The organism is Flavobacterium enshiense DK69, assembly GCF_000498495.1.
GTDB lineage: Bacteria > Bacteroidota > Bacteroidia > Flavobacteriales > Flavobacteriaceae > Flavobacterium > Flavobacterium enshiense.
This window is the reverse complement of record NZ_AVCS01000008.1, coordinates 68518-84660: the sequence shown is the minus strand read 5'-3', so window position 1 is coordinate 84660 and position 16143 is coordinate 68518. Positions and strand designations below refer to the sequence as shown.

The window sequence follows — 16143 nt, the reverse complement described above, 5'->3', positions numbered from 1 at the left end:
AATTTATGACAATCAAACCATTAAAGCATGAGAACAGTATTCCTATTAATTGCTTTGGTCTTTATCCAATGCACACAGCATTCCCAAACAGGTCCCGCAGTAATTGGATTACAAAGTTTTGGAACAGGGTTTTCCTCTCCAGTGGAAATTACGCATTGTGGCGACAGCAGACTCTTTGTGGCGGAACAAGATGGTCTTATCAAAATCCTGAATCCTAACGGGACTACAAATCCAACTCCTTTTTTAAACCTTTCATCCTTAACTAATGCCAGTGGAGAACAAGGATTACTCGGATTGGCGTTTCATCCCAATTATGCTTCAAATGGTTATTTTTATGTGAATTACACCAGAGTCAGTGATGGGGCAACGATCATAGCCCGATATTCGGTAAGTTCCGGCAATCCCAATGTAGCCAATCCAACTGCCACCATCCTATTAACCATACCGCAACCCTATTCCAACCATAATGGTGGTTCATTAAAATTTGGTCCTGACGGCTACCTATACATCGGTATGGGTGACGGCGGTGGCGCAGGCGATCCTGAAAACCGAGCGCAAAACATCAATGAACTGTTGGGAAAAATGCTTCGTATTGATGTCAACTCAGGTTCGCCCTATGGAATTCCGCCAGGCAATCCCTATGCGGGCGCGGCAGGAGCAGATGAAATCTGGGCTATCGGACTTCGGAATCCATGGAAATTTTCGTTCGACAGACAAAATGGCGATTTATGGATTGCCGATGTGGGTCAGAACCAATACGAAGAAGTCAATCGAGCTGGAGGAACCCAAGCCGGCCTTAATTATGGTTGGCGTTGTTATGAAGGGAACACGGCTTACAATTCTTCCGGTTGTCCCACGCAGAGCTCTATGAAAATGCCTTTGGTCGTTACAAATCATACCTCGGGAGCTTGTTCCATAACCGGAGGCTATGTTTACCGTGGACCTAGTTATCCTAATTTTCAGGGCAAATATTTCTTTTCCGACTATTGTCTAGCTAAAATAGGCATGGTGGACAGTTCCGGAAACGTTACTTTCTCCCAAACCTTCAGCGGTAATAGATTTGTAACCTTCGGGGAAGATATGAATGGCGAACTTTATGCAGGTTCCATTAATAACGGAGTCATTTACAAATTAATTGACAGTTCATTGAGCGTTGTGAAATCAACTAAAAAAAAAATTAAAATTTATCCAAACCCTTCAAAATCCGAATTCTTCATTCAAACTGACGATGAAGGTGTTTTCGCTACTGCCATAACCCTATTTGACAGCATGGGTAAAAAAATGCTTTCGAAAAAAACAGAGAACGAGCCGATAAATTCCGTAAACACCGGAAACTTTGCTTCCGGATGGTATCTTTTGGAAATAAAAAGCAATCTAGGGCAGATTTATACGCAAAAAATTATGGTCTCAAATAAATTTTAAATTATGAAAATAGCAGTTTTAGGGACCGGAATAGTGGGAGAAACCATCGGTTCGAAATTGGCAGCATTGGGACACGATGTTATGATTGGAAGCCGAACAAAAAACAATGAAAAAGCCCTTGAATTTGTAAACAAGAATTCAGGCCAAACCAGCTCAGGCACCTTTGCTGAGGCGACAGTTTTTGGTGAAATCGTATTTAACTGTACCAAAGGAGAACATTCATTGGACGCTTTGCAGTTAGCTGGCACTGGTCTAAAAGGAAAAATACTGGTTGACTTGGCCAATCCCTTGGATTTTAGTCAGGGAATGCCACCAACACTGATTCCTTCATTGAGCAATTCCACTTCTTTGGGGGAGGAAATCCAAAAAGCATATCCGGAAGCAAAAGTGGTTAAAACACTAAATACGATGTGGAACGGCCTGATGGTAAACCCAACACTTATTGGAAACGGTGACCACATCAATTACATTAGCGGCAATGATGCAGAAGCCAAATCAAAAGTAATGGCATTACTCGTCGAAATGGGATGGAAAAAAGAAAACATCCTCGACCTCGGAGACATTTCGGCCGCCCGCGGAACAGAAGGCTACTTACCGTTATGGCTGAGAATTTATGGTGCTACGGGCAGCAATGCTTTCAACTTCAAGCTAGTGAAATAAAATTAAGGAGCCGGATTCGGAACCAATTCCTGAATTTTATTGATTTCGTTCAATACAGCATCGGAAAGAACCGTACTGAACGCATTAATATTTTCTTCCAATTGACTCATTGTTGTAGCTCCGATAATTGTTGATGTTACGAATTGCTGTTGATATACAAAAGCAATCGCCATTTCCGTTAGCGTCATACCGCTATCATTCGCCAATTCCTGATATAATCGGGTTGCCTTATAACAATTTTCATTCGTATAACGGGTAAATTGAGGAAATAAATCCAGGCGAGAATTTGGCACAATTCCGTTCAGGTGCTTTCCGGTAATAAATCCGAAGCCAAGTGGCGAATAAGCCAGCAAACCGACTTTCTCACGCATGCAGATTTCAGATAGCCCTACTTCGAACAAACGGTTCAAAAGTGAAAAAGGATTCTGAATCGTGGCAATTCGCGGTAAATTATGCTTTTCGCTTTCACTTAAAAACTTCATCACTCCCCATGGATTTTCATTGGAAACCCCTATATGTTTGATTTTGCCTTCTTTGATTAAACCATCAAAAACCATCAATACCTCGAAAATATTTTCATTCCATTGGTTGTCAATTTCCGAAACACCCCGTTTTCCGAACATGTTCATCACGCGTTCCGGCCAATGCATCTGATATAAATCGATGTAATCCGTCTGTAGGTTTTTCAGGCTCAAATCAACCGCTTCGTGTATGCTTTTCTTTGAGAAATCTAACGGCTGACGGATATAGCCCAATCCACGGTTAGGCCCTGCGATTTTAGTCGCCACAATCAATTCTTCCCTTTTGCTTTTTCCTATTTTATTGATCCAACTTCCGATAAAACGCTCGGTACTTCCAAAAATATGTTCATTGCCTCCAATCGGGTACATCTCGGCCGTATCGATGAAATTAATTCCTCTTTCTATGGCATAATCCAACTGAGAATGTGCCTCGGCTTCCGTATTCTGGTTTCCGAAGGTCATCGTCCCAAGGCATATTTCGCTTACTTTTAAATCGGTATGAGGTAAAATAGTATAGTTCATTCTTTAAGATTTGAGGTACTGAGGCACAAATGTACAAAGGTTGAATCCAAAAAAAAAGACCCTAAGAATTACCTTAGAGTCTTTGTATCTCAGAACCTTAGTTCAGTTTCATTAAATTTCGTTTAACATCTTGGTGATTTCATCCAATTTTGGCGTTAAGATGATTTCAATTCTACGGTTTTTCGCTTTACCTTCTGCTGTTTCGTTGCTCATTAAAGGTGAATATTCCCCACGACCTGCTGCGGTTAAATTTTCTTTTCTAACCATACCATTTGATGTAAGGATATTAACGATAGCCGTGGCACGCTTAGTAGACAGATCCCAATTGCTTTCCACACCTCCGCCAATAGCTCCATTTATCTTGTCGTTATCAGTATGTCCTTCAATTAAAACAGAAATATCCGGATTGTCACCCAATACTTTCCCAACTAAGTCCACCGCCTTTTTTCCATCAGGATTTACCACCCAACTTCCGGATTGGAAAAGCAATTTGTTTTCCATTGAAACATATACTTTACCATCTTTTTGCTGTACAGTAAGACCTTTTCCTTCAAACGCTTTTAACGATTTTGACAGCGTTTCTTTCAGCTTATTCATAGCCGCTTCTTTGGCAGCAATCATGCTTTCCAATTCGTTTACACGGTCAGAACGATCCTTCAGGTCTTTGTTTAATTTGTCCAAACGCGTTCTTTCTGCAGCCAGGGCTTTTTCTTTCGCCTCCAGTTGAGCCAACAAATCGCGGTTTTTATCCATATTAGCTTTCAAAGCTTCGTCGCTGTTTTTTTCAAGAGCATTATACGAAGACTGCAACGTTTTCAAATTATTGCTTGCGGCAGCATAATCAGAAGCCAATTTATCTCTTTCGGCCTTCAGTTTATCCAATTCCGACTGCAAAGTGGTTTTATCATTCTCCAATTGGGTTTTTGCTGTAGACAATGTAGCATTATCATCGGCCAACTGGCGGTTTTCTTTCTTTAAATCGGCGAATTTGGTTTCTAAATCGGTATACATTTTTTTAGAAACACAAGAGGTTGTTAAGGCTAACGCCAAAATTCCCGCAGACACATGTTTTATCATATTTTCGTGGTATTTATTGTTATTATTCGATTTCTACTACTACTGGGCAATGATCGGAGTGCTTGGCTTCCGGTAAAATCACAGCGCGTTTTAAACGGTTTTTCATCGGCTCACTCACCAAATTGTAATCGATTCTCCAGCCTTTGTTATTGTTACGGGCATTGGCGCGGTAACTCCACCAGCTATAATTATGCGGTTCCTTATTAAAATGACGGAAACTATCGATGAAACCGTTCTTCATGAAATTATCCAGCCAAGCACGTTCTTCGGGTAAAAACCCGGATACTTTTGCATTTCGGATTGGATCATGAATATCAATTGCCTCATGACAGATATTATAATCTCCGCCGATAATCAGATTTGGAATTTCTTTTTTCAGATTATTGACATAGGCCTGAAAGTCGTCCATGTACTGAAACTTATGATCCAAACGGTCTATGTTCGTTCCCGAAGGCAAATACAGGCTCATCACCGAAAAATCATCGAAATCAATTCTTAGGTTCCGTCCTTCCTTGTCCATATAGTCTATTCCAGTTCCGTACACCACATTCTTAGGCGCTACTTTTGAAAGAATGGCCACCCCGCTGTACCCCTTCTTTTCGGCAGGAAACCAATAATGGTAAGGATAACCGGAAAGTTCGATATCCAACGTAGGAATCTGTTCGGGAGTAGCTTTAATTTCCTGCAGGCAAATCACGTCGGGATTAGCGCTTTGCAGCCACTCGATAAAACCTTTAGTAATGGCAGCACGTATTCCGTTGACGTTATAGGATATAATCTTCATTTTAGGGTTAATCTTTTTCCCAAATGTATAGAAAAAACCATCAAATTCGAAACACTATTTTCAATTACTTATAAACAATTAACCCTCAAATAAATAACAACAAAGGATTCAGATTTTACATTTATACTTCTGAAACATTTTAACGATTAGACTATTATTCCTATCTTTGTTTTTTCCCAAAAACCGAAAAATAAATGGGTTTAGTTACTGCTAAAGAAGTTGCAAAAGCAATAAATGCTGATAAATACGGCTTTTTAGGAACCTTCTCAGGCTGGTTACTGATGAAGGCACTTAAAATTTCCACCCTGAACAAAATTTACAACAGGAACAAGCACTTAAAAGATCTTGAATTCCTGAATGCCATATTGGATGAATTTCAGATTAAATTTGAAATTCCGGAAGAAGACTTAAAACGATTACCGAAAGAAGGACCTTATATCACGGTTTCCAACCATCCCCTAGGCGGAATTGACGGCATTTTACTTTTAAAATTAATGCTCGAAAGAGAACCGAATTTCAAAATCATTGCCAATTTCTTGTTGCACCGCATCGAACCGATGAAACCGTATATCATGCCGGTGAATCCGTTTGAAAATCACAAGGATGCAAAATCAAGCGTTATCGGAATCAAAGAAACACTTCGTCATTTAAGCGATGGAAAACCATTAGGCATGTTTCCTGCCGGAGAGGTTTCAACTTACAAAGACGGTCAGCTGGTAGTAGACAAACCTTGGGAAGAAGGCGCTATCAAAGTCATCCGAAAAGCACAGGTTCCTGTAGTCCCGATTTATTTTCATGCCAAAAACAGCAGGTTATTTTATTTGCTTTCCCAAATAAACGACACACTTCGCACGGCAAAATTACCTTCGGAGTTATTGACACAAAAAGACCGCGTAATCAAAGTCCGCATCGGAAAACCAATTTCGGTGGCTGAACAAAACGAATACGAATCGCTGGATGCTTATTCCGATTTTTTACGCCGCAAGACCTATATACTAGCCAATGCATTCGAAACAGAAACCAAACTGCTTTCAGCTCCAAGTTTAAAATTACCGAAAAATCCGAAACAGATTGTAACCCCTGCTAAACAGGACCTGATCATTCAGGAAATAACCGAACTGCGAAAGGGAGACTATCGTTTTCTGCAAAGCAAGAATTACGAAGTTTTTTTTGTAACAGCAGATAAGATTCCGAACATCCTTCATGAGATAGGGCGTCTGCGAGAAATTACGTTCCGTGAAGTCGGCGAAGGAACCAATGAAGCCATCGATCTGGACAAATATGACAACTATTACCACCACATGTTTTTGTGGGATGAAGATACTAAGCAGATTGCAGGAGCTTACCGCATGGGATTAGGATCACAGATTTTTGCCAAATATGGCATCGACGGTTTTTACCTTCAGGAGTTATTCCGATTTGAACCCGAATTGTTTGACATGATGAGTAAATCCATCGAAATGGGTCGCGCATTCATCATCAAAGAATTCCAACAGAAACCAATGCCTTTGTTTTTGCTTTGGAAAGGTATTGTTCACACAACATTACACTATCCGGAGCATAAATTCCTTATCGGCGGCGTAAGTATCAGTAACCAGTTTTCGGAATTTTCGAAATCGCTGATGATTGAATTCATGAAGTCGAATTATTACGATCCATATATTGCTCAATATGTACACCCTAAAAAGGAATACAAGGTAAAATTAAAAGACGCCGACAAAGATTTCATTTTTGATGAAGCTGAATCCGATTTGAACAAGTTTGACAAGATTATTGACGAATTGGAACCGGGAAGTTTGCGTTTGCCTGTATTGATCAAGAAATACATTAAGCAGAATGCTCGTGTAGTTGCTTTCAATGTTGACCCATTATTCAACAATGCAGTTGATGGATTGATGTATATCCGCATAGCCGACATCCCTGAAAGCACAATGAAACCAGTTATCGAGGAATTTCAAGCCGAATTAGAGCGTAAACTGGCAGAAAAAGGAGAAAACCACTAGGCTAAATCAAAAATAACAAATACTCTCCAACATTTCTAAGGAAATAAACAAAAGGAGATCAACACAATAACAAAAAGTCCCGGAAATTAGGGACTTTTTTATTTAAACAAATCACTACTTTTTAATCATTTTATGCCATTCCGCTTTTTCTAAAGACGGTTTAAATGAAATTTCATCTGCAAGCAACATACTAAAATCAGTAAAAAATTTATTGCCCTTATTTTATTAAAAAATATATTGTTAATTTCTTACAAAAATTATCAAAATTAAAACATCAAAACCTGCTTCTAACACAAAATAACTGATAATCTGCAAGAAAACAACAAAAACTCCCCATTAGTTTATAACCAAATGCTAAAAAATTGCAATATTCTTCTATTTTTGCGTAGCTAAAATCAACCACCACAAAATGAGACTTTTACTTTTAATATTATTAATCACTTACAATATAACGAGTGCACAGCTCAGCAAAAAGCATTGGATCCCTCCAATTCATGCTCGAGGCGGCGAAAATTTCGTTGCTGATCACTATGTCTACCTATCTACTCCGGAAACAACGCCATTTCAGGTTTCCATTACAGGAGGAGATGGAACTCCCATACCCGGCTCTCCGTTTACTATCTCCAGCGGCAACCCAGAGATTGTTTCCATAGGCTCTAGGCAGCCTTCAATAATGTTTTTGTCAAACAACGACCTAAATATCGTGAAACAAGAAAAAGGGCTAATCCTAGAAGGCAGTAAAGAATTCTACGCAACTTTTAAAGTCCGTGCAGAAAATCATGCCGAAATTTTAGTTGCCAAAGGATATCAGGGCATCGGAACACAATTTCGTCTTGGAAGTCTACCTCAGAGCCAAGATAATACTATTCGAAATTTTTTCGCCAGTTTTATGGCGACTGAAAACAATACAACCGTCACTATTTCAGATTACTCGCCTGATGTTGTTTTTTCAATGGATGGCAACACAATAAATCCCAGTACCCAGACATTCACAATGAATGCCGGAGAGTCTGTTACAGTATCAGGCTATACTGATTATCCGGGTAACTTAACCGGGTTTATTGGAGCGCTAGTTACCTCTAACAAACCTATAGCCGTAAATACCGGAAACGCACTCGCCGGTATGTCCAGCCCCCAAGAAGGTCAGGACTTTACTTTTGACCAGATTGTACCGATAGAAGAAGTTGGAACGGAATACATCGTTGTAAAAGGAAATGGAAGCGATAATGTTGAACATCCTTTGGCCATTGCCACAGAAGATAACACTCAAATTTTTATCAATGGATCAACAACAGCATTTACAACAATTAATGCCGGCGATTATGTATTGTTACCTACCTCAATGTATCAGGGAACAAACAACAAAAACATGTACATTACCTCTTCCAAACCGATATACATGTATCAGATATTAGGAGGTTCTTCATCCGATGCCACATCAGGTTTAAATTTCATCCCTCCTCTAAGTTGTTTTTTCCAAAAAACCGTGGATTTAATTCCTAGCATTAATTCCATTGGAACAGCAACTTACACCAGTGAAATAATTGCCGTGACCTATACTGGTTCAACTCTAAAAATAAACGGAAATAATATCTCAGCACAACCACAACCCGTTTTAGGCAACTCACAATGGGTTACCTACAGGCTCCAGGGGTACAACGGAAATATTAAAGTAGAATCAACCGGCCCGTTAGCTGTTGGAATATTTGGATCAAGCGGCGCAGTTGGTTTTGCTGCATATTACTCTGGTTTTGGTTCCGAACCAAAAGATACCGATGTAACTGTTTGCTCCAATACCACTACCGATTTATTCACCAAAATTGAAGGAAATCCGGATCCGGGGGGCACATGGACACCTGCTTTAGCAAGTGGAACCGGAGTTTTTGACCCGGCAGTAGATGCACCGGGAGTGTACAATTATAACTTTACGGGGCTTTGTGAAATCGTTAACGTTCAGGTTACGGTAACTGTGCAACAGGCACAGAATCCAGGGAACAATGCACAAATTGATGTTTGCAAGAACTCCCCAACCTTAGACTTATTTACACTTCTGGGACCAACCGCCAACACAGGAGGAACTTGGTCGCCAGTTTTGGCGAGCGGTTCATCAATTTTCAATCCTGCTGTTGATCCTTCGGGAGTTTACACCTACACTTTAGCAGAGAATAATGCTTGCGCCGCTGTTTCCGCTACTGTAACGGTAACAGTGAATCCTGCCCCAACCATTGCCACTATATCGGATTATAAAACCTGTGATGATAATCTAGACGGGGACGACGCCAACGGATTCGCCACGTTTAATTTAAGCACAAAAACAAGTGAGATCTTAAACGAACAGACTAGTTTTCAGGTCAGTTATCATTTAAATCAAGGGGACGCAAACACCGGAAACAATCCTCAAACAACCTTAAACACCAATGACAGAACAATATATGTACGCGTAACAAATTCATCTTCAAACTGTTTTGCAACATCATCATTCAACCTGATTGTGCAGCCTTTACCGACTATAAACAGCACTATCACGCTAAAACAATGTGATGACGACCAGGATGCAATCACCATTTTCAATTTAACAGAAGCCAATTCCTTAATAAGTACTGATCCGAATGTACAATTTGGATATTTTAGAACCAATGCGAATGCTCAGGCGAACACAAATCCTATAAGCAATTTCACCAGCTATACATCCGGAGGAGAAATCATCTGGATCAGAGTCACCAATTCCAATGGATGTTTCCGTATTGCAGCGACAACACTTGTTGTATCAGCGACACAGATAAACGCTTCAATGACACAAACATTAGAAGAATGCGATGTGCATATCGACCAGACCAATCCTGCAAATGATGGATATGCGTATTTTAATTTTGATTCGGCTACTACCGCTATTTTAAACTCCTTTACCAATAGCCAAAACCTCACAGTTACCTATTATGAAACTTTAAATGATGCACTTGCTGAAGAAAATGCAATTAGCGGAACAGCAACAAACCCATACCGAAATATAGCTGCAAACACACAAACCCTTTATATCCGCGTAGACAGCAACCTAAACAATGATTGCGTTGGACTAGGTCCTTTTTTGAAACTTGTGGCAAATCCGCTCCCAAAGACAGAGTTGGGCGATAATTTTTCGCTTTGCTTGGACCCTTCAACTGGTATAGGCTCTCAAAACATAGATGCCACTCCATCAAATCCAGGAAATTTCCAATATGCTTGGAACCCGAGCAACCCTGATGTTGACAGCAATGGAAACCAAAGCGCAATTTACAATGTAACACAGGCAGGCACTTATTCTGTAATAGTGACCGAAGCTACAACGGGTTGTACCAACTCAGACAGTATTATTATTGATGCATCATCTGAGCCTCTTTCCGTTTCGGCTGTACTTATAACCCCTTTGTTTTCAAGCGGACTTGCAAGCATCCAGGCTACAGCATTTGGTGGATATGGGACTTATGAATACAGTATAGACGGCAGTAACTGGCAGAGCAGTAATATTTTCACCGGACTTACCAACGGAAGTTATACCATTACAGTACGGGACAAATCCGAATGCGGCATAAAGGTTTCCAATACAGTTCATACAGTAACCTATCCGAATTTCTTCACTCCTAATGGTGACGGTTATAATGACACTTGGAAAATCGACAATCTGCTGCCATCATATGAAGCTAATATTTATATTTTCGACCGATATGGCAAACTGATAAAAGAAATCAGTCCGAACGGAGCCGGATGGGATGGCACATTCAACGGAACTGCACTTCCGGCAACCGATTATTGGTTCAAAATTGAGTTCACTGTAAATAATGCCCGAAACGAGTTCAGAAGTCATTTCTCCTTAAAACGATAACTAATCATTTATTGACAAATCAAAAAGGGACAGTTTAAAGCTGTCCCTTTTTGATTAACTTTGTTTATGCCGATAAATTATTATAGCAAATGAAACATTTCTTTCTTTTAACACAAAATACAGCTATCGAGGAAAAAATAAAAAACGCACCCGATTCGAGTTATGAAATAGGCGTATTCATAGGCACTTTCCTCCCTTTCGTTGTTCTGGCAGGCATCGCTTACTGGATGTATTATCGCGCCAGAAAAAAAGAAAACAACCAATAATATTACCGCGTCTTTAACCAACCGGTTATGCTTAAACGAGGCTGTCGTACCGGCTTGACTTCGTGCTCTAACACCTGGCTTTCAAAAATCACCATTCTTCCCTGGACCGGAACGACATTGAGTTCCGTTTCGTTTCCGTCTTCATTTTTGTAAATCGTCAGTTCTCCGCCATAATCCATTTGCCAATGTTCTTCGTTCAAATAACAAACCATGGAAAGTTTCCGCCGGCTATCGTTTTGAAAGGTATCCAGATGTCGTTTATAAAAAGTCCCTTCCGGATACAATGCATAGTGGAATTCCATATCCTGAATCCCTAAAAAACAAGTCCTGTTCAGATAGCGGACAAAATCATTGATTCGTTCAAAATATAATTGCTCTGCTTCATCTGCATTCTGCTCATCCAACCAAAGAATAAAGTCACCACGTACTTCTTCCGCAATCTGTTCCCTGTCCTGATTTCCGATGGCTGATTTTTTAAAGTTCCTTTCATCGAACTTTCTTAAGAGGTTTTTCCTCAGCAATGCTACCTCATCGGGCGCAAAAAAATTATCAGCGATACTGAATTTTTGATTCATCAAATCATCAATAATCATCTCATACTTCGGGTTGATTTCAAAATCGGTCATAGATTCGTATTTATACTACCAAAGATAGGATGAAAAACTCAAAATGCCTCGCTCGAATTAATTTACTAAATTTGTCCTCTAAATAAAGCGCGATGAGCAACATCAGAATCACAAAACAATTTTCTTTCGAAACCGGTCATGCCTTATACGGTTATGACGGAAAGTGCAAAAACGTTCACGGTCACAGTTACAAACTTTCGGTTACCGTAATCGGAAAACCCATAACCGACACGTCAAATGTGAAATACGGAATGGTGATTGATTTTGGCGATCTGAAAAAAATCGTTAAAGAAGAAATTGTTGATCTGTTCGACCATGCTACGGTTTTCAACAAAAACACACCGCATATTGAACTGGCCAACGAACTTAAAAACAGAGGCCATCATGTGATCTTAGTCGATTATCAGCCGACGAGTGAAAATATGGTGATTGATTTTGCCGAAAAAATAAAAAGTCGATTGCCACAAGATATTCGCTTGCATTCGCTGAAACTACAGGAAACCGAGTCGTCTTTTGCAGAATGGTATCATTCCGACAATTAATATTTTCAAAACAGGGCTTTCAAAAGTTTTCTTGAAAAACAAGAAATTCTGAAAACCCGGCTGAACGTTTCTCAACTCTTTTATTTGACTTTAAACGAATTCAGTGTAAATAATAATTTACATTATCTATATTTGATTTTTCATCATTACACCTATGAAGCTTCCAAATGCCAAAAAAGTTTATTTCGCCTCAGATCAGCATTTTGGCGCTCCCACCGCTGAAATAAGTTTCCCAAGGGAACAAAAATTCGTAGCCTGGCTTGACGAAATCAAGAAGGATGCCGATGCCTTATTCCTGTTAGGTGATTTATTTGATTTTTGGTTCGAATACAAAACGGTGGTCCCAAAAGGATTTGTGAGGGTTCTTGGAAAACTGGCCGAACTTCGTGACAGCGGGATACAGATTTTTTTCTTCGTAGGAAACCACGATTTGTGGATGTATGATTATTTTGAAAAAGAGCTAAACATACCGGTATACCACAAACCGAAGCATTTCACCATTAACGGCAAAGAATTTTTTATCGGTCACGGTGATGGTTTGGGCCCGGGCGATGTAGGCTACAAACGAATGAAAAAAGTTTTTACCAATCCTTTTTCGAAATGGCTTTTCCGTTGGCTACATCCGGATTTAGGAGTTAAGCTTGCCCAATACCTTTCGGTAAAAAACAAGTTGATTTCGGGCGCAGAAGATGTAAAATATTTAGGCAAAGAGAACGAATGGCTGTATCAGTACGCAAAGAAAAAACTGGAAACCAAACATTATGATTTCTTCGTTTTTGGCCACAGACATCTACCTCTTGAGATTTTACTAAAAGAGGGCTCCCATTACTTTAACCTGGGCGATTGGATTGGTTATTATTCTTATGGCGTCTTTGACGGCACCAACTTCGAATTGAAACGATTCTACCACTGATCGTGAGCGTTGTGATGAGCGTGTGGAATTTTTCCATGCCAGTATTGCATCAGCAATAAACTACCAACGAGAGAAGAAGCAATACCTTCAAACAGTAGTCCAATGCAATATTCGTTAATACGTGCTTTACCTCCGGCGAATATAAACCCATCGGAAAGGTTAGCCAGATAGGCCTCACCACCGCGAGCATGGATATATACCATCAACCCAAAAACACTCAAAGCTACCCCGATTGCACATGTTAAGACACTGGACATGAAATTATTCATGTATTCGTATTTCCCCTCAGCATAATTAGCTCTGATGGTTCTGCTGGCACCGTAAAGAACGATGAAAATATTAAAAAATCGCAAATACAAATGACCGGCCAGACCTAACATCTCCATTACCAGAAAATAAAGTCCGATTCCAAGGAAAATAATAAACCCGTTTTTAAATTCTTTTCTGTTGAACATGATAGTAAATTTTTAGTTAAACAAAGAAGTTCTGAAAACCATAAAAACTTAATTCTCAGCCAATTACTAAGTTACAAAAATTTACGATACGAATTTAAAAATTACAGCCTAATCTATTTGCCGCCTTTGGGAAGCAATATCCAGTCATTATGGAGGAAGTAATCCCAAGGAGCTGACGCCAAATCAACATTCGGATCTATTAGAGCTAGGGGGATTTTTCGGTTAATCGAAACGTAGCAATCGGCATAAATACTGACCTGAATTCCTTTTTTCAGAAATTCCGACTTAATGCGCTGTGCCATTTGCCAAATCATATCCGGCTTGGTAGACACCCCTTCCAATTGCTTGTGTGTCAAATGGCTTTCAAACGGATAAAAAATGCGGTTTTTAGTTTTCTTATCGATAACCCGGAAATTAATTGTGCCGCTTCGTTCACGCAACATCATCCGCCAACTCAAACGATGACCTTCTTCAGTCCATAAAACATCGCCTTTTATAAACCAATGACGAATAGGCAACGCCAACTGAACAATAAAATAAGGAATAAAGAAAAAATAAAACAATGATCTCCCCAAAAGGTTGCCACCTTCAATTTCAGAAACAACAACCGGCTTGTGTTTGAAAAAAACACCACGGATAGTTTCCGGCGGATAGAAAAAAACAGCAAAACTCAGAGCAAAATAAGGGAATATCCCAATTTTTAGGAAGATGGAATTAAAAAGATGAAACAGAAAAGAAGCAATAAGCGCTAAGGTTCTTGTCCGTTTCCAAAGCAGCAAGGGAACGATTAACCCGTCGAAGGCAATTCCGGCATAAGCAATGAAAATATGGAAACCAGGATTACGAAACAGTTTTTCTATCAGTGGAAGGGTATTGATTTCAGAAAACAAAAGTCCTGTATATGTCCCGTCAAGCCAATCCGGATATAATTTGGCAGCAGTCGCAAAAAAATAAACTATCGCTACCTGAAAAACCAGTACCCAGGAGCACCAGGCGGGCATGGAGAATTTTTCCAGTCCGGGATTTTGCTTCACATCGAGAGAAGCATATCGGTTGGCCGGAAGAAAAAGCATAATAAAAGAGATAAGCAACAACAGATAGTAGTGATTGTTGTAGGACGTTTTCTGCATAAAATAGGCTCCGGCCCAAAACAGCGTAAGCAAACCAAGACTGTAACGGTATTTATACCCCAGCATTACAGCCAAAGACAAACACCCCATGATACCAAAATAGAAATACATTCCATATCCAGGTAACGGCTGCAGCCAATCCATGCCAATATGTGAAAATGTAAATTCGGGACGAATGAAATTAGCCCTTACCCATCCGGTTAAAATAGCGCCAAAAGTTTCGCACGCAAACAATAATCCGAAGAAAATACGGAAAACAATTAACGGGGCATTATCTATGGATTTGAACAATCGGGAAGTCATCACGAAAACCGGTTTGCTATGTACTTAAACGAAACATCTTGGTCTTTACCCAATTGCATTCGTAATTCATCTACCGAAGCGAATTTCTGTTCATCACGGATTTTTTCATAAACGGTAACTGTTATCCTTTTACCGTACAAATCCTGATCGAAATCAAAGAAATACACTTCAATACTTTGGGCAGTTCCGCCAACGGTCGGATTGATACCTATATTCATCATACCGTAAACCTTTTCACCGCCGATTTCGGATGAAACAATGTAAACGCCATTTCTAGGGATTAACTTGTAACTTTCATCAATTTTGATGTTTGCCGTAGGATACCCGATAGTACGTCCGAGTTTTCTGCCCTCGGCAACCGTTCCGGAAAAAAAGTAATCATAACCCAAATACTGACTGGCCAAGGCAACATTCCCCTCATCCAGAGCAGTTCGTACTTTAGTGGAACTGACCGAAACAGCATCTACTTCCTGTGCAGATATCTGTTCCACTTCGAAGCCATATTCCATGCCGAATCGAATTAAGTCATCAATAGTAGCTGTACGGTTTTTTCCAAAACGATGGTCATGCCCTATAATAATTTTTTTGACTCTAAATCGGTTCACCAATATATCCTTGACAAACTCTTCTGCTGTGAGTTGTGAAAAAGTCTGATCGAAAGGATGAATGACCAGATTATCGATTCCTGCTTTTTCAAGCAGAAGCGATTTTTCTTCTATGGTGTTTAATAGCTTAATTTCAGAATCATGCTGCAGTACCATTCTTGGGTGTGGAAAAAAAGTAAGCACTAAACTTTCGCATCCCAATTTTTTACTTGAAGATATTACTTTATCCAATATACTCTGATGCCCTATATGAACGCCGTCAAAAGTACCCAAAGTAACAACGGTTCCGGCCGATGTACTGAATTCCTGTATGGATGAAACTATTTTCAATAGATGATGTTTGCGCAAAGGTAATTATTGTAATTCTATTTCAAAATAAGATACCCGATTGTTTTTATTTTCTGACTCCCAATTCATTGTAACCAAAAAAGAATGCCATTTTTGTTAAAAAAATA

Annotated in this window: 14 protein-coding genes; 7 read left to right on the top strand and 7 right to left on the bottom strand. The window is 39.7% G+C overall.

What is annotated here, in order from left to right; translation table 11 throughout:
• Window positions 1-27: 27 nt before the first annotated feature.
• On the top strand, window positions 28-1422 hold the full coding sequence (locus FEDK69T_RS05455; RefSeq protein ID WP_023573154.1) for a PQQ-dependent sugar dehydrogenase: 1395 nt from the start codon (window positions 28-30) through the stop codon (window positions 1420-1422).
• Window positions 1423-1425: 3 nt separating this feature from the next.
• On the top strand, window positions 1426-2082 hold the full coding sequence (locus FEDK69T_RS05450; protein ID WP_023573153.1) for an NADPH-dependent F420 reductase: 657 nt from the start codon (window positions 1426-1428) through the stop codon (window positions 2080-2082).
• A 2-nt stretch (window positions 2083-2084) separates the two neighbouring features.
• On the opposite strand, the gene FEDK69T_RS05445 is transcribed toward FEDK69T_RS05450, so the two are convergent.
• The 3 genes from FEDK69T_RS05445 to FEDK69T_RS05435 form a co-directional block, all read right to left on the bottom strand.
• Window positions 2085-3125: an aldo/keto reductase gene (locus FEDK69T_RS05445; RefSeq protein WP_023573152.1), complete on the bottom strand. Its 1041-nt coding sequence runs from the start codon at window positions 3123-3125 to the stop codon at window positions 2085-2087.
• Window positions 3126-3236: 111 nt separating this feature from the next.
• Window positions 3237-4202 carry an OmpA family protein gene (locus tag FEDK69T_RS05440; protein ID WP_023573151.1) on the bottom strand — a complete coding sequence of 322 codons (966 nt, stop codon included), beginning with the start codon at window positions 4200-4202 and terminating at the stop codon, window positions 3237-3239.
• Between the two features lie 22 nt (window positions 4203-4224).
• On the bottom strand, window positions 4225-4986 hold the full coding sequence (locus tag FEDK69T_RS05435) for an exodeoxyribonuclease III (protein WP_023573150.1): 762 nt from the start codon (window positions 4984-4986) through the stop codon (window positions 4225-4227).
• 194 nt (window positions 4987-5180) lie between these two features.
• Here FEDK69T_RS05435 and FEDK69T_RS05430 point away from each other — a divergent pair, with 194 nt between their 5' ends.
• From FEDK69T_RS05430 to FEDK69T_RS16015, 3 genes are all read left to right on the top strand, one after another.
• Entirely contained in the window at window positions 5181-6989 is a 1809-nt protein-coding gene (locus tag FEDK69T_RS05430) for a GNAT family N-acyltransferase (RefSeq protein ID WP_023573149.1), read from the top strand.
• 409 nt (window positions 6990-7398) lie between these two features.
• Window positions 7399-10848, top strand: a complete 3450-nt coding sequence (locus FEDK69T_RS05425; RefSeq protein ID WP_035630275.1) for a T9SS type B sorting domain-containing protein — start codon at window positions 7399-7401, stop codon at window positions 10846-10848.
• Between the two features lie 89 nt (window positions 10849-10937).
• Window positions 10938-11114, top strand: coding sequence for a hypothetical protein (locus FEDK69T_RS16015; protein ID WP_023573146.1), 177 nt, complete (start codon window positions 10938-10940; stop codon window positions 11112-11114).
• Window positions 11115-11116: 2 nt separating this feature from the next.
• Here the strand turns inward: FEDK69T_RS16015 and FEDK69T_RS05420 are convergent, their stop codons facing one another.
• A complete protein-coding gene (locus tag FEDK69T_RS05420; RefSeq protein ID WP_023573145.1) occupies window positions 11117-11740 on the bottom strand; it encodes a 2OG-Fe(II) oxygenase in 624 nt (207 codons plus the stop codon).
• Window positions 11741-11832: 92 nt separating this feature from the next.
• On the opposite strand from FEDK69T_RS05420, the gene FEDK69T_RS05415 reads away from it, so the two are divergent.
• Complete coding sequence (locus FEDK69T_RS05415; RefSeq protein ID WP_023573144.1) at window positions 11833-12282, top strand: 6-pyruvoyl trahydropterin synthase family protein; 450 nt, start codon at window positions 11833-11835, stop codon at window positions 12280-12282.
• Between the two features lie 154 nt (window positions 12283-12436).
• Window positions 12437-13195, top strand: a complete 759-nt coding sequence (locus FEDK69T_RS05410; protein ID WP_023573143.1) for a UDP-2,3-diacylglucosamine diphosphatase — start codon at window positions 12437-12439, stop codon at window positions 13193-13195.
• Here the strand turns inward: FEDK69T_RS05410 and FEDK69T_RS05405 are convergent.
• The 3 genes from FEDK69T_RS05405 to FEDK69T_RS05395 all read right to left on the bottom strand — a co-directional run bounded on the left by FEDK69T_RS05405 (window position 13186) and on the right by FEDK69T_RS05395 (window position 16018).
• Window positions 13186-13650, bottom strand: coding sequence for a hypothetical protein (locus tag FEDK69T_RS05405; RefSeq protein WP_023573142.1), 465 nt, complete (start codon window positions 13648-13650; stop codon window positions 13186-13188). The genes FEDK69T_RS05410 and FEDK69T_RS05405 overlap by 10 nt on opposite strands.
• 113 nt (window positions 13651-13763) lie before the next feature.
• A complete protein-coding gene (locus FEDK69T_RS05400) occupies window positions 13764-15083 on the bottom strand; it encodes an HTTM domain-containing protein (RefSeq protein WP_035630277.1) in 1320 nt (439 codons plus the stop codon).
• Window positions 15083-16018, bottom strand: coding sequence for a bifunctional riboflavin kinase/FAD synthetase (locus FEDK69T_RS05395; protein WP_023573141.1), 936 nt, complete (start codon window positions 16016-16018; stop codon window positions 15083-15085). Before FEDK69T_RS05395 ends, FEDK69T_RS05400 begins: the two co-directional genes overlap by 1 nt.
• Window positions 16019-16143 lie beyond the last annotated feature (125 nt).

Excerpts from the sequence above, each read along its gene's own strand:
- FEDK69T_RS05420 (WP_023573145.1), bottom strand. The coding sequence starts at position 11,740 with ATGACCGATTTTGAAATCAACCCGAAGTATGAGATGATTATTGATGAT.
- FEDK69T_RS05415 (WP_023573144.1), top strand. The coding sequence starts at position 11,833 with ATGAGCAACATCAGAATCACAAAACAATTTTCTTTCGAAACCGGTCAT.
- FEDK69T_RS05430 (WP_023573149.1), top strand. The coding sequence starts at position 5,181 with ATGGGTTTAGTTACTGCTAAAGAAGTTGCAAAAGCAATAAATGCTGAT.
- FEDK69T_RS16015 (WP_023573146.1), top strand. The coding sequence starts at position 10,938 with ATGAAACATTTCTTTCTTTTAACACAAAATACAGCTATCGAGGAAAAA.
- FEDK69T_RS05445 (WP_023573152.1), bottom strand. The coding sequence starts at position 3,125 with ATGAACTATACTATTTTACCTCATACCGATTTAAAAGTAAGCGAAATA.
- FEDK69T_RS05440 (WP_023573151.1), bottom strand. The coding sequence starts at position 4,202 with ATGATAAAACATGTGTCTGCGGGAATTTTGGCGTTAGCCTTAACAACC.
- FEDK69T_RS05425 (WP_035630275.1), top strand. The coding sequence starts at position 7,399 with ATGAGACTTTTACTTTTAATATTATTAATCACTTACAATATAACGAGT.
- FEDK69T_RS05435 (WP_023573150.1), bottom strand. The coding sequence starts at position 4,986 with ATGAAGATTATATCCTATAACGTCAACGGAATACGTGCTGCCATTACT.
- FEDK69T_RS05455 (WP_023573154.1), top strand. The coding sequence starts at position 28 with ATGAGAACAGTATTCCTATTAATTGCTTTGGTCTTTATCCAATGCACA.
- FEDK69T_RS05410 (WP_023573143.1), top strand. The coding sequence starts at position 12,437 with ATGAAGCTTCCAAATGCCAAAAAAGTTTATTTCGCCTCAGATCAGCAT.
- FEDK69T_RS05450 (WP_023573153.1), top strand. The coding sequence starts at position 1,426 with ATGAAAATAGCAGTTTTAGGGACCGGAATAGTGGGAGAAACCATCGGT.
- FEDK69T_RS05405 (WP_023573142.1), bottom strand. The coding sequence starts at position 13,650 with ATGTTCAACAGAAAAGAATTTAAAAACGGGTTTATTATTTTCCTTGGA.
- FEDK69T_RS05400 (WP_035630277.1), bottom strand. The coding sequence starts at position 15,083 with ATGACTTCCCGATTGTTCAAATCCATAGATAATGCCCCGTTAATTGTT.